Source organism: Filibacter tadaridae (assembly GCF_900609045.1).
GTDB lineage: Bacteria > Bacillota > Bacilli > Bacillales_A > Planococcaceae > Sporosarcina > Sporosarcina tadaridae.
Window position 1 is genome coordinate 76,860 of sequence record NZ_UXAV01000042.1, and the last position, 26,811, is coordinate 103,670.

The 26,811-nt window shown below is 40.6% G+C and carries 28 protein-coding genes; 4 read left to right on the forward strand and 24 right to left on the reverse strand.

Translation table 11 applies throughout. The features are described 5' to 3' along the window. Positions 1 to 59 precede the first annotated feature (59 nt). The gene (locus tag FILTAD_RS09720) at positions 60 to 725 is read left to right on the forward strand and encodes a 5-bromo-4-chloroindolyl phosphate hydrolysis family protein (protein WP_124070543.1); all 666 of its coding nucleotides are present in this window, start codon (positions 60 to 62) and stop codon (positions 723 to 725) included. Continuing rightward, positions 709 to 1,905, forward strand: coding sequence for a toxic anion resistance protein (locus FILTAD_RS09725; RefSeq protein ID WP_124070545.1), 1,197 nt, complete (start codon positions 709 to 711; stop codon positions 1,903 to 1,905). Before FILTAD_RS09720 ends, FILTAD_RS09725 begins: the two co-directional genes overlap by 17 nt. 49 nt (positions 1,906 to 1,954) lie before the next feature. On the opposite strand, the gene FILTAD_RS09730 is transcribed toward FILTAD_RS09725, so the two are convergent. The 6 genes from FILTAD_RS09730 to FILTAD_RS09755 all read right to left on the reverse strand — a co-directional run bounded on the left by FILTAD_RS09730 (position 1,955) and on the right by FILTAD_RS09755 (position 10,519). Next, positions 1,955 to 3,856: a vWA domain-containing protein gene (locus tag FILTAD_RS09730; protein WP_124070547.1), complete on the reverse strand. Its 1,902-nt coding sequence runs from the start codon at positions 3,854 to 3,856 to the stop codon at positions 1,955 to 1,957. A 10-nt stretch (positions 3,857 to 3,866) separates the two neighbouring features. Continuing rightward, a complete protein-coding gene (locus FILTAD_RS09735) occupies positions 3,867 to 4,721 on the reverse strand; it encodes an ATP-binding protein (RefSeq protein WP_238988239.1) in 855 nt (284 codons plus the stop codon). Positions 4,722 to 4,791: 70 nt separating this feature from the next. Next, complete coding sequence (locus tag FILTAD_RS09740) at positions 4,792 to 4,986, reverse strand: DUF6501 family protein (protein WP_124070551.1); 195 nt, start codon at positions 4,984 to 4,986, stop codon at positions 4,792 to 4,794. 106 nt (positions 4,987 to 5,092) lie between these two features. Beyond that, entirely contained in the window at positions 5,093 to 6,322 is a 1,230-nt protein-coding gene (gene odhB / locus FILTAD_RS09745; protein ID WP_124070553.1) for a 2-oxoglutarate dehydrogenase complex dihydrolipoyllysine-residue succinyltransferase, read from the reverse strand. Positions 6,323 to 6,367: 45 nt separating this feature from the next. Next, on the reverse strand, positions 6,368 to 9,175 hold the full coding sequence (locus FILTAD_RS09750; protein ID WP_124070555.1) for a 2-oxoglutarate dehydrogenase E1 component: 2,808 nt from the start codon (positions 9,173 to 9,175) through the stop codon (positions 6,368 to 6,370). 267 nt (positions 9,176 to 9,442) lie between these two features. Then, positions 9,443 to 10,519 (reverse strand): undecaprenyldiphospho-muramoylpentapeptide beta-N-acetylglucosaminyltransferase, encoded by a 1,077-nt coding sequence (locus FILTAD_RS09755; RefSeq protein ID WP_124071167.1) that lies wholly within the window; start codon positions 10,517 to 10,519, stop codon positions 9,443 to 9,445. 116 nt (positions 10,520 to 10,635) lie between these two features. On the opposite strand from FILTAD_RS09755, the gene FILTAD_RS09760 reads away from it, so the two are divergent. Next, a complete protein-coding gene (locus tag FILTAD_RS09760; RefSeq protein ID WP_415579167.1) occupies positions 10,636 to 11,982 on the forward strand; it encodes an MATE family efflux transporter in 1,347 nt (448 codons plus the stop codon). A gap of 68 nt (positions 11,983 to 12,050) precedes the next feature. Here FILTAD_RS09760 and FILTAD_RS15980 read toward each other — a convergent pair whose 3' ends face one another. From FILTAD_RS15980 to FILTAD_RS09840, 16 genes are all read right to left on the reverse strand, one after another. Then, a complete protein-coding gene (locus FILTAD_RS15980; protein ID WP_238988218.1) occupies positions 12,051 to 12,920 on the reverse strand; it encodes a CAP domain-containing protein in 870 nt (289 codons plus the stop codon). Positions 12,921 to 13,098: 178 nt separating this feature from the next. After that, positions 13,099 to 14,013, reverse strand: a complete 915-nt coding sequence (locus tag FILTAD_RS09770; protein WP_124070559.1) for a CobW family GTP-binding protein — start codon at positions 14,011 to 14,013, stop codon at positions 13,099 to 13,101. Positions 14,014 to 14,077: 64 nt separating this feature from the next. Then, the gene (locus tag FILTAD_RS09775; RefSeq protein WP_124070560.1) at positions 14,078 to 15,583 is read right to left on the reverse strand and encodes a lmo1851 family serine protease; all 1,506 of its coding nucleotides are present in this window, start codon (positions 15,581 to 15,583) and stop codon (positions 14,078 to 14,080) included. Between the two features lie 84 nt (positions 15,584 to 15,667). After that, the gene (gene deoD / locus FILTAD_RS09780) at positions 15,668 to 16,372 is read right to left on the reverse strand and encodes a purine-nucleoside phosphorylase (protein WP_124070562.1); all 705 of its coding nucleotides are present in this window, start codon (positions 16,370 to 16,372) and stop codon (positions 15,668 to 15,670) included. A gap of 80 nt (positions 16,373 to 16,452) precedes the next feature. After that, complete coding sequence (locus FILTAD_RS09785) at positions 16,453 to 16,674, reverse strand: YozE family protein (RefSeq protein ID WP_124070564.1); 222 nt, start codon at positions 16,672 to 16,674, stop codon at positions 16,453 to 16,455. 30 nt (positions 16,675 to 16,704) lie between these two features. Beyond that, complete coding sequence (gene msrB, locus FILTAD_RS09790) at positions 16,705 to 17,091, reverse strand: peptide-methionine (R)-S-oxide reductase MsrB (protein ID WP_124071171.1); 387 nt, start codon at positions 17,089 to 17,091, stop codon at positions 16,705 to 16,707. A gap of 29 nt (positions 17,092 to 17,120) precedes the next feature. Continuing rightward, on the reverse strand, positions 17,121 to 17,651 hold the full coding sequence (gene msrA / locus FILTAD_RS09795; protein WP_124070566.1) for a peptide-methionine (S)-S-oxide reductase MsrA: 531 nt from the start codon (positions 17,649 to 17,651) through the stop codon (positions 17,121 to 17,123). Positions 17,652 to 17,663: 12 nt separating this feature from the next. Further along, positions 17,664 to 18,242 (reverse strand): YpmS family protein, encoded by a 579-nt coding sequence (locus FILTAD_RS09800; protein WP_124070568.1) that lies wholly within the window; start codon positions 18,240 to 18,242, stop codon positions 17,664 to 17,666. 4 nt (positions 18,243 to 18,246) lie between these two features. Next, on the reverse strand, positions 18,247 to 19,068 hold the full coding sequence (locus FILTAD_RS09805) for a GDSL-type esterase/lipase family protein (RefSeq protein WP_124070570.1): 822 nt from the start codon (positions 19,066 to 19,068) through the stop codon (positions 18,247 to 18,249). 45 nt (positions 19,069 to 19,113) lie between these two features. Further along, entirely contained in the window at positions 19,114 to 19,953 is an 840-nt protein-coding gene (locus FILTAD_RS09810; protein WP_124071173.1) for a DegV family protein, read from the reverse strand. A gap of 333 nt (positions 19,954 to 20,286) precedes the next feature. Further along, positions 20,287 to 20,940 (reverse strand): lysophospholipid acyltransferase family protein, encoded by a 654-nt coding sequence (locus FILTAD_RS09815; protein WP_238988219.1) that lies wholly within the window; start codon positions 20,938 to 20,940, stop codon positions 20,287 to 20,289. 91 nt (positions 20,941 to 21,031) lie between these two features. Then, positions 21,032 to 21,511: a dihydrofolate reductase gene (locus FILTAD_RS09820; protein WP_124070572.1), complete on the reverse strand. Its 480-nt coding sequence runs from the start codon at positions 21,509 to 21,511 to the stop codon at positions 21,032 to 21,034. A 24-nt stretch (positions 21,512 to 21,535) separates the two neighbouring features. Further along, positions 21,536 to 22,477, reverse strand: coding sequence for a thymidylate synthase (locus tag FILTAD_RS09825; RefSeq protein ID WP_124070573.1), 942 nt, complete (start codon positions 22,475 to 22,477; stop codon positions 21,536 to 21,538). Positions 22,478 to 22,588: 111 nt separating this feature from the next. After that, positions 22,589 to 23,176 (reverse strand): YpjP family protein, encoded by a 588-nt coding sequence (locus FILTAD_RS09830; RefSeq protein WP_124070574.1) that lies wholly within the window; start codon positions 23,174 to 23,176, stop codon positions 22,589 to 22,591. A 273-nt stretch (positions 23,177 to 23,449) separates the two neighbouring features. Then, complete coding sequence (locus FILTAD_RS09835) at positions 23,450 to 24,229, reverse strand: class I SAM-dependent methyltransferase (protein ID WP_238988220.1); 780 nt, start codon at positions 24,227 to 24,229, stop codon at positions 23,450 to 23,452. Then, positions 24,226 to 24,663, reverse strand: coding sequence for a BrxA/BrxB family bacilliredoxin (locus FILTAD_RS09840; protein ID WP_124070576.1), 438 nt, complete (start codon positions 24,661 to 24,663; stop codon positions 24,226 to 24,228). The genes FILTAD_RS09835 and FILTAD_RS09840 overlap by 4 nt, the downstream gene beginning before the upstream one ends. A gap of 194 nt (positions 24,664 to 24,857) precedes the next feature. On the opposite strand from FILTAD_RS09840, the gene FILTAD_RS09845 reads away from it, so the two are divergent. Next, positions 24,858 to 25,058, forward strand: a complete 201-nt coding sequence (locus FILTAD_RS09845) for a hypothetical protein (RefSeq protein ID WP_124070577.1) — start codon at positions 24,858 to 24,860, stop codon at positions 25,056 to 25,058. Between the two features lie 123 nt (positions 25,059 to 25,181). On the opposite strand, the gene FILTAD_RS09850 is transcribed toward FILTAD_RS09845, so the two are convergent. Both FILTAD_RS09850 and FILTAD_RS09855 read right to left on the reverse strand, forming a co-directional pair. After that, positions 25,182 to 25,655: a flavodoxin domain-containing protein gene (locus FILTAD_RS09850; RefSeq protein WP_160117598.1), complete on the reverse strand. Its 474-nt coding sequence runs from the start codon at positions 25,653 to 25,655 to the stop codon at positions 25,182 to 25,184. 250 nt (positions 25,656 to 25,905) lie between these two features. Then, the gene (locus FILTAD_RS09855; RefSeq protein ID WP_124070579.1) at positions 25,906 to 26,709 is read right to left on the reverse strand and encodes an N-acetylmuramoyl-L-alanine amidase family protein; all 804 of its coding nucleotides are present in this window, start codon (positions 26,707 to 26,709) and stop codon (positions 25,906 to 25,908) included. Between the last annotated feature and the right edge of the window lie 102 nt (positions 26,710 to 26,811).

Here is a 26,811-nt window from a genome sequence, read left to right on the forward strand (position 1 = left end):
AAACTTTATTCATTTTGAAACGTATAAAAGTATATAGCTTAAGGAGGCCCGAAGACATCATGAAAGAAATTCAACAATTTTTTATACGACATTTCATAACTGCGCCAATCAGCTTCGGCTCATGGCTTTACTTTATCCTCGGTGCAGGATTGAATTTTTTTGCAGCAACAGGCCTGTTGGTTGCAATTTACTTTACTGGAAACTTTTCAATTAAACAATTCCAACTCATGTCCAATTTAAAAAAACTAGGAATGACCCGTTCAGAATACAATCATATAAAAGTTCAAATGAAAGAGGCGAAACAAAAAGTAAGGCAGCTTAATGGGCTTTACGGTAAAGTACGTTCCGTACAAGCATTTAGGCAGCTCCACGAAATTAATAGCCTGTCACGAAAAATTCTAAGCATTGTTCAGGCGAATCCGAAGAAATTCTATCATGTAGAAAAATTCTTTTATGCGCATCTTGATTCCGCGGTTGAATTGACTTCCAACTATTCCATGCTTGTCAACCAGCCTTTAAAGGATAAAGATATTCGTATCGCATTACAAAATACGCGGGAAACACTGACTGACGTGAATAAGCAACTTGAACAGGACCTTAAAGGAGCGTTAGCGACGGATATCGAAAAACTTCAAATGGAAATAGAATTTGTCGATTCCTCCATGAAAAAGCAGAAACCGCTTCTTGAAATGAAAGGAGATACGCACAATGACAGAAAATACTAATCCGGTAACGACAGGTAAATCGATTGACGATTTACTGGACAATCCTTTTGACATAAAAGAACCAATACTTCCGCAAGAAATGATGACAAAAAGTCCGCAGACGGATGCACCCGTTAAATTATTCGATCGTTTATCTGATCTGGAGAAAGAGAAGGCACAGCAGCTTGCCAGCCAAATTCCTGTGGGTAACTATGAAGCGATCATCACTTACGGTGCAAGCGCACAAGGCGAACTTTCACGCTTTTCACAGCAAATGCTTGATCATGTCCAAAGTAAAGATATCGGACCCGTTGGCGATGTACTGAAAGACTTGATGGATAAGTTATCTGAAATGGATCCTGAAGATTTAAGTGAGAAGAAAAAATCACCTATAAGCCGCCTGTTCAGAAAAGTATCCAAATCCGTTCAAGAGATGATGACGAAATATCAAAAGCTGAGTACTCAAATTGATCGAATTGGCATCCAGCTTGAACATTCAAAACGAGGACTTCTAGATGACGTTCAAATGCTCGATAATTTGTACAATCAGAACAAGACATACTTCCAAGCACTTAATGTTTATATTGCAGCTGCCGAACTGAAACGCGATGAGATTGCTACTGTAATCATTCCTGAGATGCGTAGACAGGCTGAAGCTTCAAATGATCAGATGGCATTCCAGGAAGTGAATGATATGGCACAGTTTCTCGATCGTTTAGAAAAACGCTTGTATGATTTACAACTATCCCGTCAAATTACGATACAAAGCGCTCCTCAAATCCGAATGATTCAACAGACAAATCAAACACTAGCAGAAAAAATTCAATCGTCTATTATGACTTCTATTCCACTTTGGAAGAACCAGATTGCAATAGCTCTTACTTTAAATCGACAGATGAAGGCTGTCGAATCTCAGAAACTTGTCACGAAAACAACGAATGACTTGCTGTTGAAGAACTCTGAAATGCTGAAAGTCAATTCGATTGAAACAGCCAAAGAAAATGAAAGAGGAATTATTGAAATTGATACACTTAAGAAAACACAAGAGAATCTGATTCAAACTATTGAAGAAACCCTTATCATCCAAGCAGATGGGCGCGAAAAACGAAAATCTGCTGAAATTGAAATCGGTCGTATGGAAGAAGAATTAAAACAACGATTACTTGCCGTACACGAAAAAACACAGAACCGCCCTAGCTAAGGGCAGTCCTGTGTTTTTCGAGTTCACGTATTTGTTTCCAACCTTCTTCTCACGGATGCCGGATGACAATGGCAAGTAATTTCCTTAAAATACGTAAAGTCTGCTCTGTAAAGTTTTCCACAGAATTTGACGATGCTGTTTTATTACCAAACATCATCGAGAATAAGTCTTTCTGGTCATCTGTCGGTACATCTGTTGAAAGGAATAAATGGATGACCGAAATGCCTGTTTTCTCCGTCTCCATCACGGCTTCTGCCGTATCAAGTATGCCGTTCTGATCGTAACCGAATGCGGAAGGTTCGCCATCAGAAAACAAGAGGAGAAACTTATGCCTTTCTTGTCTTGCAGCTAACCGTTTGGCCATCCATCTAATTGCAAAACCGTCCCGGTTATCTTCATTTGCTTCAAATGATGCTATCGCCAGGCCACTGTCTTTTGCGCGGTCCGTGAACGTATGCATAAGATCGAACCCATTAGGCTGCACCTCTTTCGAAGCATTATAGGCATCTTCATAGTAAGACGATATTTCATGAATGATTCCTAATTCACGTAGTACATCATGAAATAATAAGACAGCTCGTTTTGTCTCATCCAACTTATCAATCATTGATGCAGAGCCGTCAACCAGAAGACCGAACACGGCATCCAAATGAATAGAGGGCGAATTTTTTCGATAAAATGGTTTAGGTCGTTCATCTATTATCATTGTTGTTAATTTCGTTGATAATCGCCCTTTGCTAAGCCTTTCCCGTCGCGAATCCTCTTTCAACTCAATCCGCTTCTTCATTTCCTCAACAATGGAACGAACAAACGGTTTCTGTTCTTCACGCCATGTGCTTATTTTTTGCCGATTATCGTATTCATTCGTGATTTCTACCCGTTGTTCTGCATAGATGACATTCGTATGTTCTTTGCCGAACACCTTCCCTGCTTTTAACTTTCCATCACGTTTTTGTGTTGACTCACTATCTTCGTCTTTCCAGCGGTTACTGTCATTTCCTTCTGATTGACCTAATCCAGTCTCTTCAATCTCAGCTTCTTCATTGCCAGGAGCAGCATCAGATCCATCACTTTTACCAGAACGACCATGCTCCAATTCATATTGAAGATGGACACCCGATTCGCTTTCATTCTCACGGTGCCATGAACGAAATACTTCTTCAATTGTTTCTTTCTGCTCCGTTTCCCCTTTTTCCGCATCCGCCATCCCTCTGTGATAATGAAACGTTGTATTTTCATCAGTAAAGGAGTCCCCGACAGAATAATATTGATGGACAAGATCTTTTTTAATTGTTCCATCAATAATGCCTGTAATTCGTTCAGCGATATAAATATTCTCTTCTGTACTCTTTGAATCGTATGCACTTTGTAAAACTGATTGAATCAAATCCATATTGACGGGACCCCAATCAATTGTTGAATCAGAGAACATGCCTTCATGCAAGTAAATGAACAGCTGACTAAATAAGGCATCCGCCAAGAAGCTTTTTTGCATATTGGACGGAAGCGCATTTTTATAGTAACTGACGTAGGCATCCTTTCTCACATCGAATGCGCTAGCGGTTCCTGGCCTACTCTTAATAATGGCATCCGTAAGCCGGAATTCTTCAAGCATCAGCAGAAGCTCGCAAGTGAATTTACGTAGAGGATGTAAGCTGAACTTTTTCGTAAACAAAATCCATCTTTTTATATCAAATTGTTTCCAATACCCCATCGACAATAAATAGATGTCTGTTAATCTTCCTGCATGCATAACCTCTTCTGTACGATGACGCCAAAAGACGCTCATTGAAATAATGCCCTCTTTCGGCTGAAATTCGAGTAACTTCCTTTCCGTTAACGCTAGAAAGGATGTATCGGAAAGCGCCCTACCCAACCGTTCATACAATAGAAGTGTCTTGGCGTCGACAGTCTCGTCATTAAATTGAATGAATCGATTCATCTTTACCATAACGTTCGCCTCATTTCAACCAAGTGTCTACAAGTTCCATGACTAGTCTACGTTCAATTTGGTCATCCAACTTTTCAGCAATTGCGTATTGTATCGCCCGTTTTACAGGGATATGGGCGGCAAGCCCCATCGCATCTAACAAACTTCTGACAGAAGCCGCTTCATCTGATAACAAACCATTCATAACCTGTTGTTTCAAGTCATGACTAATATGAAGAAAGGTCTCAACTTTTTCTTTAGACGTATCGGGATAGATACCTTCGATGACTTCTCTTAATTGGTTGCCCGATAAATAGGGGACTGTAAAGGATACAAAACGATTTTTTAAAGCTTCATTCATTGGAGAAGTACCAACGTAGCCCTCATTAATCGCTGAAATAACTGTGAAGTCCTCATGCGCATAAATCACTTCTCCTGTAAAAGGGTTTGTTAGCATTCTACGGTGATCAAGGACACTGTGCAGAATGGGTAGCGTTTCAGGTCTTGCCATATTAATCTCATCAATATAAAGGATATGCCCTTTCTTCATGGCTTGCACGACGGGACCTTCAACAAATTCAATGACGGTCTCTCCATGATTGCTAATGATTGTTTTAAAGCCTAGAAGCGATTCAGCATCAAGATCGACTGAACAGTTAATACTTTGCATCGGCTGCTCAAAATAGTGAGAAATAGATTGTGCTAATCTTGTTTTTCCAGAACCGGAAGGACCTTTTAATAGGATCGGTTTTTTCAGTACAACACTGATGAGTGCATCTTCCCATAAGTAAGGGTTTGGAGATACATAGCCGCCAGCTTGGATAAGCAATTCAGCGGATGAAGCATGATTTCTTCGAGAGCGTTTTATTCTTTCATTTTCCACGATAGGATTCAACTTGTTTCGCCTCCACTATAAAAATCCCGGCACCTTAAACAGGTGCCGGGTCTACTCTTATTCAAAAGTACGTTTTGTAATAGCCCCCGACTTTTCCGGTATTATCGATAACAAATATAAATTCATCGGTTTCATTTTTCACTTCATATGTTTGTCCGGGAGTTAAAACATTGTTTACAACATATTTTTTTGCATCTGCATGTTTACAGACAACTGTACGTAATGCGGGTTCAGTTACCCAGTCAGTGAATGCCATCTACTTTCACGCCTTTCACATTTATGAATTAGGAAAAATCGGCCTGCATAACTGGGCAGGCCGATTTACTTGTCTACATGCGAATATTAGACAGTTCCTTTTCTACTTAAGATCCGAGAAGAAGGTCTTCTGGATTTTCGATCAATTCTTTAACCATTTTCAAGAATCCTACAGAATCTTTTCCGTCGATTACGCGGTGATCATATGAAAGAGCTACGTACATCATTGGACGAATTTCAACATTGTCACCAACAGCAATCGGGCGTTTTTGGATTGTGTGCATACCAAGGATTCCCACTTGTGTTCCGTTCAAAATAGGAGTGGACAATAATGATCCAAATACCCCACCATTTGTAATTGTGAAAGATCCGCCTGTCATGTCGGCGATTGTAAGTTTATTGTCTCGTGCTTTTTTCGCAAGTTCACCGATATTGGATTCAAGTTCTGCAAAGTTTTTACGATCTGCATCGACAACGTTTGGCACAACAAGTCCACCATCCGTAGAAACCGCAATACCGATATCAAAGAAGTTTTTCAAAAGTACTTCATCGCCATCAATCTCGGAGTTTACATATGGATACTTTTTAAGAGCAGCTACTACTGCTTTTGTGAAAAATGACATAAATCCAAGCTTGACATCATATCTGTTCAAGAACTCGTCTTTTTTACGTGAACGAAGCGCCATCACATTTGTCATATCAATTTCATTGAACGTTGTTAACATTGCAGTTGATTGTCTTACTTCAAGTAGACGTTTTGCAATTGTTTGACGGCGACGCGTCATTTTTTCGCGTGTTATACGTCCATCTTCTTGTGCCGCTGCTTTAGGTGCAGGTGCTGCTGGTTGTGCTTTTGGAGCAGTTCCGTGTGCTTCTACATCTTGAACGCGGACGCGGCCCATTGGATCTACTGGAGATACAGCTGCAAGATCAATTCCTTTTTCACGTGCTAGTTTACGTGCTGCAGGGCTAGCAATTGTGCGATCTGTTCCAGTCGCTTCTTCAGTTACAATTGCTGCTGGGGTTGTTGCAGGAGCTGCTTCAACTTTAGCCGCTGGTGCTTCTGTTTGAGCAACTGGCGCTGCCGCCGCAGGTGCGCCTGAACCGGCTCCAACTATTGCAATTACCTGACCAACTTGTACAGTATCGCCTTCAGCTGCAAGGTGTTCTTGTACAACACCTGCTTCTTCTGAAATGACTTCAACGTTTACTTTGTCTGTTTCAAGTTCAACGATGAATTCCCCTTTTTCTACAGTTTCACCAGGTTGTTTCAACCATTGTGCAATTGTTCCTTCAGTAATCGATTCAGCTAACTCTGGGACTATAATCTCAGCCACAATAAATTCCTCCTCAAAATATATGTTCATTCAATAGTGTGATTTTCACTTGATCTTCAATGCTTCATCAAGAATACGATTTTGCTCAGTTTTATGTGCTTGCCCGTTTCCTTCCGATGGGCTCGCACGATGAATACGTCCAACATATGAAATCTTTTTATCACCAGCGACTTCGCGAAGATAGTTAGATGCAAATAGCCATGATCCCATATTTTTCGGTTCTTCTTGTACCCAAACGATTTCTTTAGCATTCGGATAACGGGCAATTATATCACTAATCTTATCAGCCGGGAATGGATATAGCTGTTCAACCCGGACAATATGCAAGTGATCGAAACCTTCTCCGTCCTTCACACGTTCAGCGAGGTCGATGGCTATTTTACCACTCGCCAATAAGATTCGTTCAACTTTTTTTACTTTAGTTCCTGTACCTGGTTGTTCAAGCACAGTTTGGAAATGACCTTCTGACAAATCACTTAAATCCGCACCAACTAACGGGTGGCGTAAAAGCGATTTTGGCGTTGCAATAACGAGAGGTCGAACAGACTCATCGCCAAGCATTTGCGCTTGTCTACGAAGAATGTGGAAGTAGTTTGAAGCGCTAGATAAATTTGCGACTGTCCAGTTGTTCTCTGCACAAAGTTGTAAATAGCGTTCAATACGTGCACTCGAGTGCTCTGGCCCCTGACCTTCATAAGCATGTGGTAAAAGTAGGACTAGTCCTGACTTTTGTCCCCATTTTGAGCGGCTGGAAGAGACAAACTGATCAAACATAACTTGCGCCATGTTTGCAAAGTCCCCGTATTGTGCTTCCCAAATGGATAATGCTTTCCCGTCTTCAAGATTATAACCAAATTCATACCCGACCACCGCAGTTTCTGTTAGTGGACTGTTGTAAACGACAAATGATGCTTTCGCGCCGCTTATATGATGCAACGGTACAAGTTCTTCGCCCGTTTTCTCGTCATGTAACACAAGATGACGATGTGCAAATGTGCCACGTTGTACATCTTGACCTGAAAAACGAATTGGGTTTCCGTCTTGCAAAATTGTACCGAATGCTAATGTTTCTGCATGTGCCCAATCAATTTTCCCTTTACCATTGAAGGGATCTTGACGACGTTTTAAAATACGGTCCAGTTTGCCAAATACGTTGAACTCTGCTGGATACGTAAGAAGTTCTTCATTCATATGACGAAGTGTATCTTCTTCAATGCCCGTCGTTAAGTCTCTCGGGTAACCGATAAGCACTTCTTCAGGTGTAGCGTTCGACAATTCTTCCGCTTCAAAAGAATATTCTTTTACACGATCGTTTGCAGCTTGCAACATTGCATATACGTCTTTATCGTACTGCTCAACATCTTCATTGGCGATGATGTTTGCTGCAACAAGTTCAGCTCCGTACAATTCACGAACGGTTGGATGTTCATGAACCGCGTGATACATAACTGGATTTGTTACAAGTGGCTCATCCATTTCGTTATGACCATAACGGCGATAGCCAAGTAAATCGACCAAAACGTCTTTTCTGAATTTCTGACGGTATTCAAATGCAAATGAAGCTGCGGCGATAACTGATTCAGGGCAATCGGCATTAACGTGCAGTATAGGCACTTCATAGCCTTTTGCTAAATCAGATGAATAATGTGTAGAGCGTGAATCATAATGTTCGGTTGTAAAACCAATCATGTTATTTGCAATTACATGGATAGATCCGCCAGTTTGAAATCCGCGGACACGGCTAAAATTGAATGTTTCAGGAACTATACCTTCTCCAGGAAACGCTGCATCACCATGAACCATTACAGCATATGCCGAATTTGTATCTTGTACGGGTACTCCTGGGCTATCTTTTTTCTCCTGTGCCGATCTGGTTTGCCCCGCAATGACGGGGTTAACCACTTCTAAATGAGAAGGGTTATAGCCAAGGAATCGTGACATTCCCGATTTCCCATTGTAAAGTGCACCCATGTGATATTTCACATCGCCAAACCAACCACGTGAAGTTTCTACAGATCCATCAGCTGGAAGGAACGGCTCTTCTGGGACACCGGCAAATTGTGCAAACATCATTTCATATGGTTTGTTCAAAATATGCGTTAGTACATTCAATCGGCCACGGTGAGCCATACCAATCAACATTTTTTTGGTTTTCATTTCTTCCGATTGTCTAACGAGCTCATCCAAGAAAACGACTAGTGTGTCAAGTCCCTCGATTGAAAATCGTTTTGCACCTACAAATGTACGGTGAATGAATTTTTCGAAACCTTCAATTTTCGTCAATCGCTCTAATAATGCTTTTTTATTATCCGTAGATAGTGTTGTAGAAATTTCACCATTTTCGATTTTCGATTGAATCCAGTTGCGTTCTTCCTCATTGAGAACATGGGCAAATTCATATGCGATTTTCCCTGTGTACAATGTTTTTAAATAATTGACTGCCTCTAATCCATTATCCACATTCATGGGAACGTTTTTGAAGAAAAGAGATGCGGGCATTGCCTGCAAATCATTTTCTGTCAAGTTGTAATAAGACAATTCAAGACGTGATGAATCTTTTGGACGATCATTGAGTGGATAGATATCTGCAGCAAGGTGTCCATATGTACGGATGGCGTCTTGCAACTTAAAGGCTGATAATACTTTACCGAAGTCACCGGTAGGAATCGCTCCTGCCGCTTGTTCCGCATTGCCTAATTGTGGCGCGCCGAAACGACTGAACATTTCCGCAAGTTCAGTATCGATCGATTCAGGTGATTGTTTGTAAATTTCGTACATTTCCATTGCATATCCAAGGTTCGGGCCCGTAAAATCTGCATACGGTGAATCTTGTCTTTCATACTTTTTCGACATGAAAAAAGACCTCCACATTTGCCTGTCGGCATTTTGTGATTATATTTTTTTATCCTAGTTAATTTTACCACGCAAACACTCTAACTGAAAGGGTTTCGCATGAACTGGGATACTTTAGTACTCAATGAGCAATAAGACTTACTTTTAAGCAAGATAAAAATGAAGAAAAAATGATATTAAATTAAGTCCAGAACTAGATTACACCCGTTTTACGTTCTCTGCAACCCTTAATAGCACTCAAAATACAATGCTAGTTGTCTAATCCAGCTATTTTCGGTATGACATAATCATTTCGACCATTTCTTGAGGTGTTTTGGGCAACGGAGTCTGGTTCATGTTTTCTATTAAATGCTTTTCATCCTGTTGAAGTTTCATAAACTCCTTAGATAAGGCAGCCTGTTCTACGTCCTCTTCATTGATTACATGTGCAAGACCAAGCTTTTTAAAATGTGTTGCATTTAGAATCTGATCACCTCGGCTTGCAGCTGCAGATAATGGAATAAGCAGCATTGGTTTACGTAGGGCTAATAATTCAAAAATGGCATTAGATCCAGCTCTTGAAACGGCGAAGTCGGACGCAGCAAGTAGATGCGTTAAACTTTCCGTGACATACTCGAACTGAATATAGCCATGCGTATTTTCTAGTGTTTCGTCTATATTCCCTTTTCCACAAAGATGAATCAAATCGAACGTTTGCATAATCTCGGCTAAATCTTTGCGGATTGCTTTGTTAACTACAGCCGAACCTTGACTGCCACCCATAATGATTAGTATTTGTTTATCCCCAGTTAAACCCGTGATACGAAGACCTTCTTCACGTCGACCATTAAACAATTCAGGTCTTATAATTGCGCCTGAACAGGTAGCTTTCCCATTTGGAACGTATTCTAGTGTTTTTTCAAACACAGTGAAAATATGATTCGAAAATGGTAAGGAAAGCTTATTCGCTAGCCCAGGAGATACATCTGACTCATGAATAACAACAGGCGTTTTTGTGATCTTTGCAGCAAGCACAACTGGGACGGAAACAAACCCGCCTTTAGAAAAGATAATTTCCGGCCTGATTTTCCGAATGATTGAAAGCGCTTGAAGAACGCCTGCCGAAATACGAAATGGGTCGGTAAAGTTCTTCACAGAAAAATAACGTCGCAATTTCCCGCTTTGTATTGCATGATACGTCACCTCGGGATGCCCATCGCCGATAATTTCTTTTTCAATTCCTTCATGGGAACCTATATAATGGATTTCGTAACCTTTTTCACTAAATACAGGGATAAGCGCTTCGTTCACAGATACGTGTCCCGCCGTGCCGCCCCCAGTCAATAAAATAATAGGCCGTTTCATGACCATTCACCTCTTCTACATTAAGCAATATGCTATATGTTTACTTTACTTCACTGTCATTATAGCAAACGAAACATGGTACAATGGGGATTAATTTAACATAAAGGGTGATTTATTTGGAAACGTCTTTACCGCTAGGAAAAAAACCTTTCAAAATGGCGAAAATTGTCATGCCGATTCTTATTACGCAAGTCGCCCTCTACTTAATGACCTTCTTCGATATTCTTATGACAGGACGTTATGATACATACCATTTGGCAGGCGTTACAATTGGTTCTTCTTTCTGGGTGCCCGTTTACACGGGGCTTGCAGGAATTCTGATGGGACTAACACCTATCATTGCTCATCACATAGGTGCAAGGCGTAGCGAAAAAGTGCGCCCGTCTGTCCAACAGGGACTATATGTTTCAGTTGTACTAGCTGCAATTATTTACGCGTTCATACTATTCGCCGTGGCACCAATTCTTGAAGCGATGCCGCTGGAGGAAAAGGTCCGTGTAGTGGCTGCTAAGTACTTGAAAGGAATGAGCCTCGGCTTACTACCCCTTTTTGCATATACGGTGCTTCGTTCGTTTTTTGACGCACTGGGCGCTACACGGGTTTCTATGTTCATTATTTTATTGTCAGCTCCTATCAATATACTCATAAACTATCTACTTATTTATGGTAATTGGGGATTCCCTGAATTAGGCGGTGCTGGTGCTGGGTACGCTTCCGGAATAACATATTGGATCGTATTTTTCATTGCCTGTGCGGTTGCCTGGGGACGAAAACCATTTACAGAGTTTAACCTTTTTAAAGAATGGGGTAAGATTTCATTTGTTAGTTGGAAAGAGATTTTGTTCATCGGTGTGCCGATTGGGATTTCGATATTTGTCGAAACGAGTATTTTTTCTGCAGTGACGCTGCTCATGAGTAATTATTCAACGGCTATTATTTCGGCCCATCAAATCGCTCTTAATTTCACTTCCCTTCTTTATATGATTCCGCTTAGTATTTCAATGGGGGCAACTATACTCGTCGGTCAAGCGGTCGGTGCGGGCCAAATGCGCGATGCTAAACAATACAGTTACCTTGCTGTCGGATTGGCGATTGCATTCAGTTTTATCTCTATTGCAATTCTTCTAGTGTTTAGGGAGCCAATTGCATCTCTCTATACAACGGATGGAGCAATTATAAGTTTAGCTGTACAATTCTTCGTTTTTGCTGCGCTATTCCAATTATCTGATGCGGTACAGGCGCCTGTCCAAGGAGCTTTACGAGGTTACAAAGATGTCAATATGACGTTCATTATGGCGATTGTATCGTACTGGGTTCTTGGCTTGCCTATAGGCTATCTAATGGCGACGTTCACTGACCTGGGTCCATACGGGTATTGGATTGGACTCATTGCAGGTTTAACCATTGGTGCGATTACACTGCTGGTTCGTCTTATGTATATTCAGAAGAAAAAATTCGTATAGAAGAAAAAGAGCTATTCGATTCACTGAATTTAAACTAGTGAATCGGATAGCTCTTTCATTTATTTACTTTATCGTTTTTGGATGAACTGTTGAGTCCAGTAGTTTCCGTCTTTGTCATACCCAATTCCGATATGTGTAAAACCAGGTGTCAAAATGTTTTCTCTATGTCCTGGTGACTCCATCCAAGCTTTGACTACTTCTTCAGCTGACCGTTGTCCCTGTGCAATATTCTCTGCAGCCGATCTGTAGGTAATGCCATTTGCTTTCATTTGGTCAAATGGTGAACCGTATGTCGGACTTGTATGTGAGAAATAATTTTTCGATGCCATGTCAGAAGACTTTTGGCGTGCGCTGTTCATCAATTTGCTATCGATTTGTAATGGTGCAAGTCCCGCTTTTTGTCTTTCAACATTTGTCAAATCGAGTACTGCTTTTTCAATTGCAGAAATTGATGCATCTTGAGTTGTTTCATCCGGTTTCGGTTGTTCCGGCTTTACCTCTGGTGTAGAGGGTTCCGGTTTCGGTTGTTCCGGCTTTACCTCTGGTGTAGAGGGTTCCGGTTTCGGTTGCTCCGGCTTTACCTCTGGTGTAGAAGGTTCCGGTTTTGGTTGTTCCGGCTTTACCTCTGGTGTAGAAGGTTCCGGTTTCGGTTGTTCCGGCGTTACCTCTGGTTTAGGAGTTTCCGGTTTTACGTGTTCCGGTTTATCCTCTCTATCTTTCACAAAATAATTATTGTAAAAGTATTGGGATAGGTTGTTGAACCGCTTAATCTGTTGTGAATAAGATAACCAGTCTTGATTACCCTCCCATTTTATACATTGAACGTATTGTGCTTTTTGTACCCTAACATTATTGTCAACATTGGCAGCTTCAGCACTATTGTTGTTCGGCAGCATGAGTGCTGAACCGAGCAAAATTACAGCGATCGATTTTTTCATCTCATAACTCCTCCCTTCGCAATCTATCTTAACGTGTGGGAGATTCGAATTATCGGATACTTTTTCCACCTAACCCAATTCAACGAAAAACACCTTGCAAAAGGTCTTCTGTACGTTATTAATTGGATACTCCTGGGCAACTCCCTTTAATTTTCAAATGAAAAGGGGTTGACATATGTCATTCTGACGCATTTGAATGCTTATATACCAGCCCATCTAACCCCTCACCAATTACGACAAGACGAGGTTCCATCATGACATATTCCGGTAACCAATTAACCATTCCGTATGCATATTGAAAGAGATAAGGATGTTTAACCCCCCTGACCGGTACATATCCTTTCATCCTATATATAGTATCTGGAAGTGATTTAACCCAGTCTTCAAATTCATCTTGATCGACACTTTCTGTAAAGGTAAGTAACTTTGTCGACAGCGAAAGGTTTTTTCCTGAAACAATAGGTTTGTCTATCTTGTTTTGAGATTCACTAAGTACTTTCTCAATGTAGGAAAATGCGATTTTAGCATCAGTTGTTTGGATTATCGGCGCGGAGTTATTAAGGTTGGAAAGTTCTAGCGTTACCGTCGCCATCTCGGATTCTGTCAGTAAATCTGCTTTGTTCGCTAGTATTATATGAGCATGTCGAATTTGCTCCAAAAAGAGCGCACGTATTTGCGGGGACAGCGTGTGTCGCCCTAGCCAGCGCTTCGAGTCCGCAACGGTTACAATCCCTCTCACGAGCAGCTTATCTGCAAACAGCGGCGAGTAGATGGCATCTAGCGCTTCGACAGGGTGTGCAGCACCCGTCGTTTCAATTAAGATGACGTCAATATCATTGTTTTCTTCGAGTAATCCTTGCAATTGCGCTTCTGTTTTCTCAGATCCCGTGCAACAGATACAACCGTCCAACAACTCTTTAAGTGGAACTTCATCTTGACCTTTAACCGTATCCGAATCAAATGGCAATGCGCCGAATTCATTCATTAATACAGCAGGATTTTTCCCCTGTTCTTTCAATTGTTTGATTGTATGCAACAAAAGCGACGTTTTACCGCTGCCAAGGAACCCGCTGAATAAGTAGACATCTATCATGAATACACCCCGTTCTTTTTAATGAAAAAAGCGTCCGTCCTTATTTGGACTGGACGCTTTCTAATTATTTCCCGATTTTTTCAAGCAAAACTTCTTTCGCCTTTTTAAGTTGTGGATCATCTTCTTGAATTTTTGTACGTAATTTATCCATAAGACCGATTGTTGTATCACCAATCAGAATACCTGTTGTTTCAAGTGCTAAATCCTTTTGAAGTTTCTTTACAGCACTAATCGTTTCAGCATCGAATAGACCATCGATTTCCCCAGCTTCATAACCAACCGCATCCAACATTTCCTCAGCGGCTTTCACCGAGCTTGAAACCATGCCTTCTTTCATCTCCATTGCGGGATCAAGGAATGGAAGCATTGCATAAGAAGGATATGGAACTTCGTAATCTGGCTGGATTCCTTTTTTATGAATCCAGTTACCGTTAGGCGTAAGCCATTTGGCTGTCGTTAACTTTAAATTTGAACCATCTGGTAGGTTTTTAGGTGATTGAACAGTTCCTTTACCAAATGATTTTACACCGATTAGTGGTACATCAGCAGATTCTTTCAATGCACCAGCCAAGATTTCAGACGCTGAGGCACTTCCATCGTCAATAACAAGCGCAACAGGAACATCGACTTTCCTATTTCCCGTGGCTTTATAGATTTCTGGTTTCCCGTCTTTTCCTTCGTATTGGAAAATATTCTTTCCATTTTCCACAAAAAGATCTGAAATTTGCATGGCCCCATTTAATATTCCTCCGGGATTTTGCCGTACATCGACGACTAAACCTTTCATGCCTTCAGCTTTCATGTCATCTAATGCAGTTAGTAATTCTTTATATGTTCCATCAGAGAAGCTTGTTATATGGATATGTGCAATCCCGTCTCCAAGCATTTCAGCGTAGACCGTTTCGATCGGGATAACATCGCGGACAATTTTCATATCGACCGGTTCAACCGCATCACCGCGCTTAACCGCTAACGTAACGGTTGTCCCTTTTTCTCCGCGAATCAGAAGGACTGCTTCCGATGAAGACATGCCCTGAATACTTTTTCCGTCAACAGCGACAATTACGTCGTTCGGCAAAATACCTGCTTTTTCTGCTGGCGATTTCTTAATAGGTGAAACAACTTGAATATACCCATTGTATTCCTGGATTTCGGCACCTATTCCTTCAAAACTAGAGGAAATACTTTCGTTTAGTTGTCTCGCTTCTTTTTCATTTAAATAATCTGAGTACGGGTCGCCTAGTGCATCTATCATGCCATTTATGGCACCATCGATAATAGTAGACTCATCAATTTCATCATAATAGTTCGTTTCCATTTCGTCATAAGCTTCGTAAAGTTTCTTAAATTCCGCTCGTTCCATTGTTTCGGGTTTTTGAGGATTTACGACTTCAACGACTTTTCCTTCACCTGTTGTCAATGCAAAAAATGTTACACCCACAGTAGCTAGGACGAGTCCGAAGATTAGCATCACAAACGAGAATGGCTTAAGCTTTATATATCTATTTGCCGGTGATTGGCGATCCGGTTCGTTGTCCTGACCGAGGCCGGGGTTATTTTTTTCTTCCATGTCACTCCCCACTTCCCAGTCTGATTCTCAATACAAGAGGTATTCAAAAAAGAACCGCTATATTGCGGGCGGTCCTCCTTTTGATCATTCTTGGATTGCTGCTTCAAGTGCTACTAAAATCATATCATTGAACGTTAGTTGCCGTTCTTCGGAAGACGTAGCTTCCCCTGTCAATAGATGGTCGCTCACTGTTAAAATCGCAAGCGCCTGACGTCCGAATTTCGCTGCAAGTGTATATAGTGCCGCAGCTTCCATTTCAACAGCTAAAACACCATACTGTGCCCATTTCTCATGTTGAGCAAATTCATTATAGAAAACATCTTCTGTGAACACATTTCCAACTTTTAAATCTAGTCCTTTTGAAAGTCCTGCGTTGTATGCTTTCAAAAGTAAATCAAAGTTAGCTGTCGGTGCATAACTTATACCATTGAAAATAATTTCGTTCATCTTCGAATCGGTTGAAGCACTTTGTGCAAGAATAACGTCACGTACATGTACGTCTTTTTGAATAGCGCCGCAAGTACCCACGCGAATCAGTTTTTGTACGTCATACTCTTGCATCAATTCTGTTACATAGATTGAAATGGATGGTACACCCATCCCAGTTCCTTGCACAGATACACGTTTTCCTTTGTATGTTCCTGTATACCCGAACATATTCCGAACTTCATTGTATTGCGTAACATCTTCTAAGAAAGTTTCGGCAATATATTTTGCGCGAAGAGGATCTCCAGGTAGCAAGATTACGTCTGCGATATCGCCTTTTTTTGCATTGATATGTACACTCATTTTTATAGCCCCGCTTTCAAATTTACTTTTCCAATCATACATTCAATTTATAAGAGTTGCAATGAAGAGGCAATCCAGCCCTACAAAAAACGTTCTTCGTATTGTTTATACAATTCATCGAAAATGGCTGTGGACATTTCAAAATCAGCCTTCTCCTCGATATAACGTGAGAGTGGATCGAACTTTTTCTCTTCTCTTGGAAAACTATGATCATTATACATTTTTTCCGCAAAAACCGCCTTCATATCGCCTTTCACACCACCACGGAATGAAAGGGCGAAACGGTAAAATGACCGATTCATCCATTCATCCTCCTTCAACATTCATTTACGTTAAAAGTTTTTTAAGTATTCGCTGTACCCTTCCTCTTCAAGACGGTTTAGAGGTACAAACCGAAGTGCGGCTGAATTGATGCAATAACGGATACCTTCGGGACCGGGCCCATCAGGAAATACATGTCCTAAATGAGAATCTGCTGTTTTACTCCGAACTTCCGTCCGACGCATGCCATGGGTCGAATCGAAATGTTCGGTCACCTCCACTGCCTCAATCGGCTTTGTGAAGCTTGGCCAACCGCATCCTGCATCGTATTTATCCTTAGAGCTGAATAATGGTTTGCCCGAAACGACGTCAACATAAATGCCCTCGTCAAAATGACTATCAAATTCATTGCTAAAAGGCGGTTCTGTCCCTTTTTCCTGAGTTACGTGGTATTGCATATCCGTTAGTTTCTTTTTCAATTCTTCTTTCACTTTTCCTCACCCCAGTTCGCTAATTTGAACCCTTCTCTTCCTGAGCCGGTTGCATATCTATTGTAATGTGTTGGGTTTTTCATGTAATAATCCTGATGACCTTCTTCAGCAGGGTAAAAAGGCTTGGCTGGTAAAATTTCTGTAGCAATGGATTTGTCGAATTTCCCTGACGCCTCTAAATCGTTTTTCGATTTCTCGGCAAGCCGCTGCTGTTCTGGTGAATGGTAGAAGATAGAAGTCTTATATGAATCACCACGATCAAAAAATTGTCCGCCAGAATCGGTCGGATCAATTTGACGCCAGAAAACAGCAAGTAAGTCTTGGTATGAAATGATCGCATCGTCAAATGTAAGTTGAACAGCTTCACGATGCCCTGTTATATTTGTACAGACTTGTTCGTAGGTCGGGTTCTCTACTTCGCCGCCAGTATATCCTGAAACGACAGAAAGTACGCCATCATAACGGTCAAATGGTTTTACCATACACCAAAAACAGCCACCCGAAAACGTTGCTAATGAATTCACCATCTTCAATACACCTCATTCATTTGGAATTCTTATCTCCAGGATAATTTCATCCTCCGCTAAATTGAATGTCTTTGCTTTCACTTGTATATTACCCGAAACAGGCACTGCTGATAAGTCTATAAACAACTCTTCCTCTTTTGGTCGAACAATCATCCACGGAGGTAGTTTTATTGAATCCTTAAGTATTTTTAAAACTACAGAAGGAGCGATATTATAATCACCAACCTCCATGGAGGTCTGTTTTAAAATAACATTTCCATTATCCTGGACTACTGGGTCAAAATGCATCACGACTGGAAGAGTAAATGTAAAAATGGTCAATTCAGAATGCAAGGCAATATCATCTTTAATTTCCATCGTAACCGGCAGAGGTTCAGCATTCATCGCTTTTCGAATATACGTATTCGCAATACCTTCAAAGTTTTTCTTTGTCGAACGTACAGTCAATATATTATCTGTCGCATTTGAAGTAACCCCTGTATCAGGTATAGGAACTGATTCAGACGGCATGCCAATTAGAAAAATAACGTAGGCCACAGCCGCCACTATCATACCTGCTAGTGCAAAAAATCCTATTTTCCATCGATTCATGCGTTCACCCCTGCCTATTCATTTCCCCATACGATAACCCTGGTAAACCACATTCTATTAGTTTTTCCATGAATCTTTGTGTCATTGCATCGTATCCTTTAGCATTCGGATGAAAGAAATCGGTATGATAAACCATATTCTGATTTGAATCGAACAGATCCGTTACCGGCACAAAACATGAATTAACATCCAAAATGGTTTGAACTTCAATTGTTTTGTTCCAGTCTCTAATAATTTCTCCAAATTCATTAGCCTCATCTGTGACAATTGAAAGTGGATTATACAGTCCTGCCATGACAATCGTTGCATCTCCATTGAGTCCTCGAATAATACTGAAGACCTCGTTCAATCTTTTTTCAAACTTTCCGAGTTCCTTATAAAAAGGTAACTTTTTTAATTCAAAGAGATTAGCCTTCACTATTTTCATAATGTCATTGCCGCCTATTGTCAAAAAAATAATATCTGCATTTTTTATTTCTTCTTGAATTTCCGGTTTTTCGAGTTGCGTAATCAGTTGACCGCTTTTGCGACCTCTTTTCGCCAAATTCTCGACTGTAACTTCCCGGATTCCTTTCCAATCATTCATCCCATCAGTAAAACGACCAAAATAGCCACCTTTTTTTAGTTCATCCCCCACGCCTTGCGTCAGTGAATCACCTAAACCTATAACGTGCATCTTTTTCGGGATGAAATATTCAGGAATCTCCCACTCCGAAAATATAAGTTGCTCTCTTTCCGTCGATGGTTTAACGTTTTTTACAAGTGGAGTACTACAACCGGTCAAAAATAATGAGAAGGCAATCATGAATACAAACATTCTTCTCATACGAATAGTTCCTCATTTCCTCAGAAAGAATTAATTAAAAATCAATCAGTCCGTATAGTACATAAAGCCAATTGCGCCTTCACCTGTGTGTGTACTGATAACAGGTGTGGTAAAGGTAAGTGGTATATCTTTAATCCCTGACTCTTCAAGAAGTCTTTTCAATGGTTCCGCCATTGCCAGCCCATTTGCATGTGAAATACCTACACTGCGAATTATTTTCCCAGCCGTCTCCTCTTTGAAGACCTTAAATAATTGAGCGACAACTTGTTTATGGCTTCGCGCTTTGCCGACGGGCGTATAAACTCCATCTTGCAATGTTGCAATAGGTTTAATATGAAGCAATGAGCCAATCATCGCTTTCCCTTTACCGATGCGTCCGCCTTTCACCAGGTTATCCAATACATCAACAACAACAAACAACGACGTATTTTTACGTACTGTATTCAATCGGGTCACTATTTCATCGACCGACTTCCCGCTTTCAGCCATTTGTGCTGCTTCCAGAACTTGAAATGATAATCCGTGGGAAATAAATGTAGAATCGATAACCGTTACATTTGAATCTGTCATTTCTGCGGCTGCTTGAGCTGACTTTACTGTTCCACTCATTCCGCCTGTCATATGTATTGAGATGATCTCACTGCCATCCTTCCCCAAGGAATCATATAATTCTTTAAACACCCCTGCTGCTGGTTGAGAGCTTTTTGGAAGTTCTTTTGCTGTTGCCATCATTCCAAGGAATACATCAGGTTGCAGGTCCATTCCATCCATATACGTATTGTTGTCGATTTGAATACTCAGTGGCACAACATGAAGGTTGAATTTTTTAATGTCATTCTCTTTCAAATCTGCTGTTGAATCCGTAACGATATGAATCTTTCTCATCATTTGCACTTCCCTCTGCTAGTAGCGATTCTAAACTTTTTTTAGTGTATATGTTGATATGAAAATTCCTTTTGAAGCTACTTTGGCGTCTACACTTCGTTTATATAGATAGTCATTTGTTCAACCCATATAGTAAAGAAAAAGAATCCGTGTTTCTCTTATTCCATATGTGTACTCTACTTCATAATATGCCCACGAAGATAAAACGAAACCTTCAATACATATTAGAATAAGAACGCCTTTTGAAGCCGCTTCGGCGCTAGGGGATGCCTACCGCCTGTAAAAATCCTTCGCTTCGTTTGTATTGATTGTCATTTGATCAACCCAAATATACTAGGATTGGTTTTCAATTATCGATGAAAGCGTTTCCCCTATCAATGATTCCGCATGGATAACAAGTTCCTGCCGTCCGAGTGTCTTCACTGTTTCCACTTCGATGGCCGGCAAAATTTCCACAAATACGTGTGAAGCACGAATCTTATTGTTATTCTTCTCCATTATTCCTGAAGTACCACTTATAGCAACCGGCACAATAGGGACTAATGCATCTAGAGCAATTTTTGCAAATCCCGATTTGAAGGGTTGTAAACCAGTTCCTTTGCTTCTAGTCCCTTCAGGAAAAATGATCATCGAATGCCCCGCTTTTAACATATCCGAGGAGTCTGACAACACCCTCATCGCGCTTCGTTTATCAGTCCTGTCAATAAATACACAGTTCATCTGCTCCATCCAATCATTGATGATTGGTAACTTTTTCACTTCTATCTTGGATATGAATCCAAACGGCTTTGGAATGGAAGCTATCAATACAGGAATATCAAAATTCCCTTCATGATTGCTGACGAATAGTACGGGTCCCTCCGGCAAGTTCTCGATACCAGTTACCGAAATGATACTTCTAGTCCTTTTCAAAATACCTGAAGCCCAAATACGAGGTACTTCATCAACGTAAAAGTCTCTGACAGCCGGATCTAACTTATTACTCAATTTTTTAACCTTGTTCAATCTTTTTATTGTAAATGGTAAATAGCCGAACAAATAAGAAAACGTTCGTATTGAATTATACATAACTATCTCTTTATTTCCTTTCGTAAATGAGGAAAGAATATGGCGTTCCATCTTCGGTCATATAGACTTCTGATGAGGATGTAGGCTTCCAGTCAATTCCGTAGGGCGGGAAGTAGGTATCCCCCTTGAACGGTTTTTGGATGTACGTGATGTATAAACGGTTTGCTATGCCCATCGCTAACCTAAATATTTCAGCGCCTCCGATGATCATCACTTCATCGGCATAGTTTTCCCCTTGTGCTATCGCTTCGTTTAAATCATGTACGATTGTAACACCTTCTGCTGTAAAATCCTTGTTTCGTGTCACTACAATATTGAGCCTGCCTGGTAAAGGCCTACCAATGGATTCGTATGTTTTACGCCCCATTATTATTGATTTCCCCATAGACATCTTTTTAAAATAAGCAAGATCTTCTGGAATATGCCAGGGTAGTTTGTTATTCAAACCGATAACCCGATCCGGATCATGTGCAACGAGTAATGAAATCATAATGAACTTCCTTTCTTTGCACAGTTAAACTGCAATGGGTGCTTTTATTTTTGGATGTGGATCATAATTTTCAAGTACTATATCACTTGTTTCTACGTCGAATATGGATTTCCCTTCCATATTTAATTTCAATTTGGGTAAGGTACGTGGTTCGCGTGTTATTTGTTCATTTACCTGAGCAATGTGGTTGCTGTAGATATGGGCATCGCCTAGTGTATGGACAAATTCTCCAACTTCAAGCTCACATTCATGGGCAATTAAATGAACGAGTAGCGCATAGGAAGCGATATTAAATGGTACGCCAAGGAATACATCCGCACTGCGTTGATAAAGTTGACAAGAAAGTTTGCCGTTTGACACATAAAATTGGAACAGTGCGTGACAAGGTGGCAACGCCATATCTTCCACTTCGGAAGGGTTCCAGGCTGTTACAATATGTCTCCGTGAATCGGGATTTTGTTTAATGCCAGCAATTAGGTTGGCAATTTGATCGATTGACTCTTCACCTTTCGACCAAGAACGCCATTGTTTGCCGTAAACAGGGCCCAAATCTCCGTAGTTCGCTGCGAAGTCAGCATCTTCAAGAATCCGTTTTTTAAAGGAGTCCATTTCAATTAAATACCGTGTTTGAAATTCGGGATCTTGTGTGGCACGACGGCCAAAATCTGTCATGTCAGGACCTGAGTACTCTGGACTTTTCACCCATTGTTCAAATGCCCATTCGTCCCAGATTGGATTTCGATTTTCAATAAGTGTTTTGACATTTGTATCCCCTTTTAAAAACCAAAGAAGTTCCGATGCTATTAAACGGAAGGCTGTTTTTTTTGTTGTCATAAGTGGGAAACCTTCGGATAAATCATAACGCATTTGATAACCGAATACACTAATTGTTCCGGTTCCCGTCCTGTCTTCTTTTTTCGTTCCTGTAGCTAGTATGTGTTTGCACAAATCTAGATATTGCTTCATATGTGTTCCTCCTTGCCATTATGTATAGTATAACAAAAACCACCTGAATAATCTTGTAGATGACCTTTATATGAATGTTTGTAGACAACATAGAAAAACCGCCGATATGGGTTAGGATAACCACTTAGGCGGTGTGTTTTTTGACCAATAAATATCCCCGATTGAATGATGGGCTATAAACTCATCTTCTGAAGTATGATAATGGAAATTAAAGAAATAACCGTCTTGTGGACGCTTTTCAGTTCGCACATGAAAACGGATAAGATCTTTTCGGTCGTTCATGTCATATACGTGAAAGATTTTTTCGGAATAGTTTCCAGCGGGTCTTTCGCTTATTGCAAGACGGCGCTTATGTAAATCACCAGTTGTTTTCAATGTTTCTTGAATTGCTAGTTCAATTTTCGGGAAGATGACATCGTCAAATTCATCGGCAATAACTGGTCCGATTTTCGAACCGAATTTTGTATACGATATTTCTTTTGCGGAAGTAACGAGTTCCTTTTCCGATGTTTCCCTTTGCCCAGAGTCTTGTGAATCAGAAAAACTAATTCGATAATCTGTTTCACTAGACGGTCCGTTTGCTTGTTTCGGCTCATCCTTGTCTTGTAAATGTAACCATATATCATGACCAGGTGAGATAACGCCGAATGTAAGAAGTGCAACGGAAACGATGAGCATTTTCTGCAACCATTGTTTCATAGACTATCACCCTCGATTATATGCACTTTTTTAACTATTTGTATATTGGACGAACAATTACACAAAAGGTTTCTTCTTTCTTCTATTCATTGTACAATATACATGTAGATAAATGTGCGTTTTTTTGAAGGAGGTACTTTCTGATGGATGTTCAATTGTTTATCGGTCTAGGAATGCTGGCATTAGTCCTATACTTAAGCTCACTTAATTTTACCCATTAATCGCAATGACAAAAACGTCGTCAACTTCTTTTTCCGGAAGTGACGACGTTTTTTATTTTTCCTTAAAGCCAAAATGGAACTTCGTATTCGGCCTTATCATTTGTTTTAACTCAAATTGTTCAAACACTGGCGAGTCATATCGACTTTTCACGACAACACGTCGCTTACTCACGCGAACGGCTTGTTCCATCCATTCCTCCGTTAACGAGCTATGAAAGCCTGATTGTCGGAGTGCTGTAAAATTAGAAGACTCTTCAACAGGCGCATGGAACATCGGATCCAAGTAAACGACGTCCCATGTAGAATCAGACTGTGTCCGCAAAAAATCGATTGCTCGAGCATGAATGACGTTTACCCGCGCCATCGACTGTTTAAGCTGCACTGACTCAGTGGGAAACGTATGAAGTCCATGCCTTGTTATGAATGCAACGGCTGAATCCGCCTCGACCCCTGTCACAAAACCGCTTTCCCCAACTACATAGGAAGCGATGATACTATCGGAAGCCAGACCAAGTGTACAATCAAGAAAAGAATCTCCTGATTGTAATTGGGCTGTCTCGATTAATGGATCCTTTTCACCTTTCAATAGACGCTTCAAACGAAATGCAGCGGAATTGGGATGGAAGAAAAACGGTGCATCCATCCCAATTCGATATAAGTCAAATCGGTTTTTACCCGCAATAATGACATCAGACTTGTAGTCAGCTTGCAATTGTACAATCGACCTTTTTTTACGTTCGACGACAGGAAATCCAAGAACTTCAGCCGCATTGGCTGCTAATTGAACGGATTGTTCGTCAGGTCTGCCGCTAGTTGTTACGATTCCACTCATTTTACGCAGACTTGGTTAAGAACTTCCGACAGATGGTCTTTAATCTGACCCATCTCAAAATTCTCGATTTGTTCACGTGGGATGAAGTATGCAAGTTTGCCATCTTTCCACAATGCGATGGACGGCGAGCTCGGCGGCACTTCTGGGAAGTAATCCCTCATAGACGCTGTCGCTTCTTTATCTTGACCAGCGAATACGGTAAATAAATGATCAGGTCTTTGTTCTGCATCTTCCAATGCCTCTCTGACCGCTGGACGCGCAAGCCCAGCTGCACAACCACATACCGAGTTTATGACAACAAGAGCAGTTCCTCCTACCTTGTCCATTGTCTCTTTTACATCTTCGGCAGTCATCAGTTCTGTAAATCCAGTTTGTACGAGTTCTTCACGCATCGGTTGCACGATGCCTTTCATATATTCGTCATAAGCGTTCATGTTTTCGTCCCCCTTTAGATATGTTAAAAACCAAGCTCTTCATTTCCTATTCTACCTTTGATTGCACATTTTTTCACGGTTCTTCACTTCGAATGTTAGTTTTTTAACGAAATAAATAAATAAAAAGAAGAAATATTCTTTCAAGAATAAAGCCTTCTATACTGAGCATATTAGACTCTAGGAGGTGAATATCCATGGACAAAAACAACAAAAAGACAATGAACGAAAGAACGCATAATAGTTTTGAAATCTACAAAAACAATAAAAACAGCAATAGTAATAACAGTAACCCAAACGAAGAATTTGCTGCCGATTTTGATGCTGATTTTGACGCTCAAATAAAAAACAATGTTACCCTCAAAAACAACAATCAACAATTCGATAATAATAAATAAAAGCTATGCTTGAAAGGTGAGAGCTAAATGGGCTCTCACCTTTCTTATTTTAATTTAGGCTTATTTTAATTTAAGACGATTGTCCAGAAATCTATAATGGACTTATCATAGATTTTAGGCTTATTATGCGCACGAATCCTCTAATCGTTGGTCTATTGCATCGCAAAACATATTCACCATTGCTTGCATCCGATCAACATCGGCTTGCTGCGCATCCAAATCGACTTTGACGATTGAATCCACCACATGAGCACCGACCTCTGTAAATTTTTCCGCCATCAAGTCAGTGGCGTGGCAAAACTCGTAATAACAAGAATCACCAGAACCAAAAACGCCAACCACTTTATCAGTAAAACTAACTGTATCCAAATCATCGTACGTTTCTTCTATCTCATAAGGCAAATTACCATCGTCATATGTGTATGTTCCGAACAAAATACCGTCGTAGGCAAGAAACTCTTTTGCCGCAATGGCTTCCGCGTCAAATGTTTTAACCGTTACATCGAATCCTCTGCCTGTTAATACAACTTTAGCGATTTCTGCTAGTTCTTCTGTATTTCCAGTCATGCTTGTATAGGCAATTAGTATATTCCTCATTCTAAGAACCCCCTTTTTGCTAAAATAAATCCACCGCTCATCTACCATTATAAAGAATTTGGACGCAAAAATCATTGATGCGGATCAAGAGGTACAGCAATATAGTACAAAAATAGTTTATAACATTGAATTCGGTGCCAGTTGCTGCAAAAATTTGAAAGGAGCAAATGATGTCAGTGGCACCGAGTGGGTCAAAAAAGCAGCTACCAGTTCTCAGTTGAGATGGTTGCTGCTACTAATGCAAAGACGTTTATTTATTTTCATCCAATAACCCACGGTCAAGTGCTTCATAAAGAATTCCAATCGCATCCGAATCCGTTAGCGTTCCATTCAATAACTTTTTACGCCATTTTAAATTAATAGCACCCTCATCTTTACTTTCAAGCCGCTTCAACACAGTTGCTGTCGTATTGATAATTGACTGGGAAGATGGTTTATACAAATTATCCCCTTTTTTCTTTGCAGGTATCGCTGAATCATCTATCTCGATGGGCTGAAGCTTAAAGTATGCCGCCAGTCCTTCCGCTATAGCTTCCCCTTGCGCTTTCAAAAAGCGTTCGTCACGTAATTTTATTATGTCAACTGTTGAATCCATAAAACCACCTTCCGTTAGTATTGCTGGCATGGCGGATTCGCGTAGAACATGGAAATTCGCTTGTTTCATACCACGGTCACTTACTCCCATCGCTACGACAATACGTGGATGAACTTCTCCTGCAATTTCAATTGATTTCGAATTTGCAGCTGGGTTGTCTATCGTGTAGGTTTCAATACCGCTATGTTTGCCCCATTTAGTCGATAATGCGTTGTGGTGAATGGACGCATACACATCTGCCTGCCACTTGTTAGCCAGGTCCGTGCGAGTTTTCAGTGGAACGTCTGTCATACCCGTTGGATCATCCACCCGAAGTATTTCTACATCTTTGTAGGTTTTCAGTTTTACAATGGCATAGCGAGCTACTTTATTGTTAAACGACCACTCTCGCTCATTATCTGGAGAACGTTTACCCGGTGTGTGAAGACCATGCCCTGCATCGATAACAATTCTAACCATTCAGGTCACCTCCTTTTTTGTGCATTAAGATTGGGTTAAAAACTGTAAATACTTTTTCTGTATAGTATATGCGTTATGCATTTTTCGGAGGCGGCACTTGTC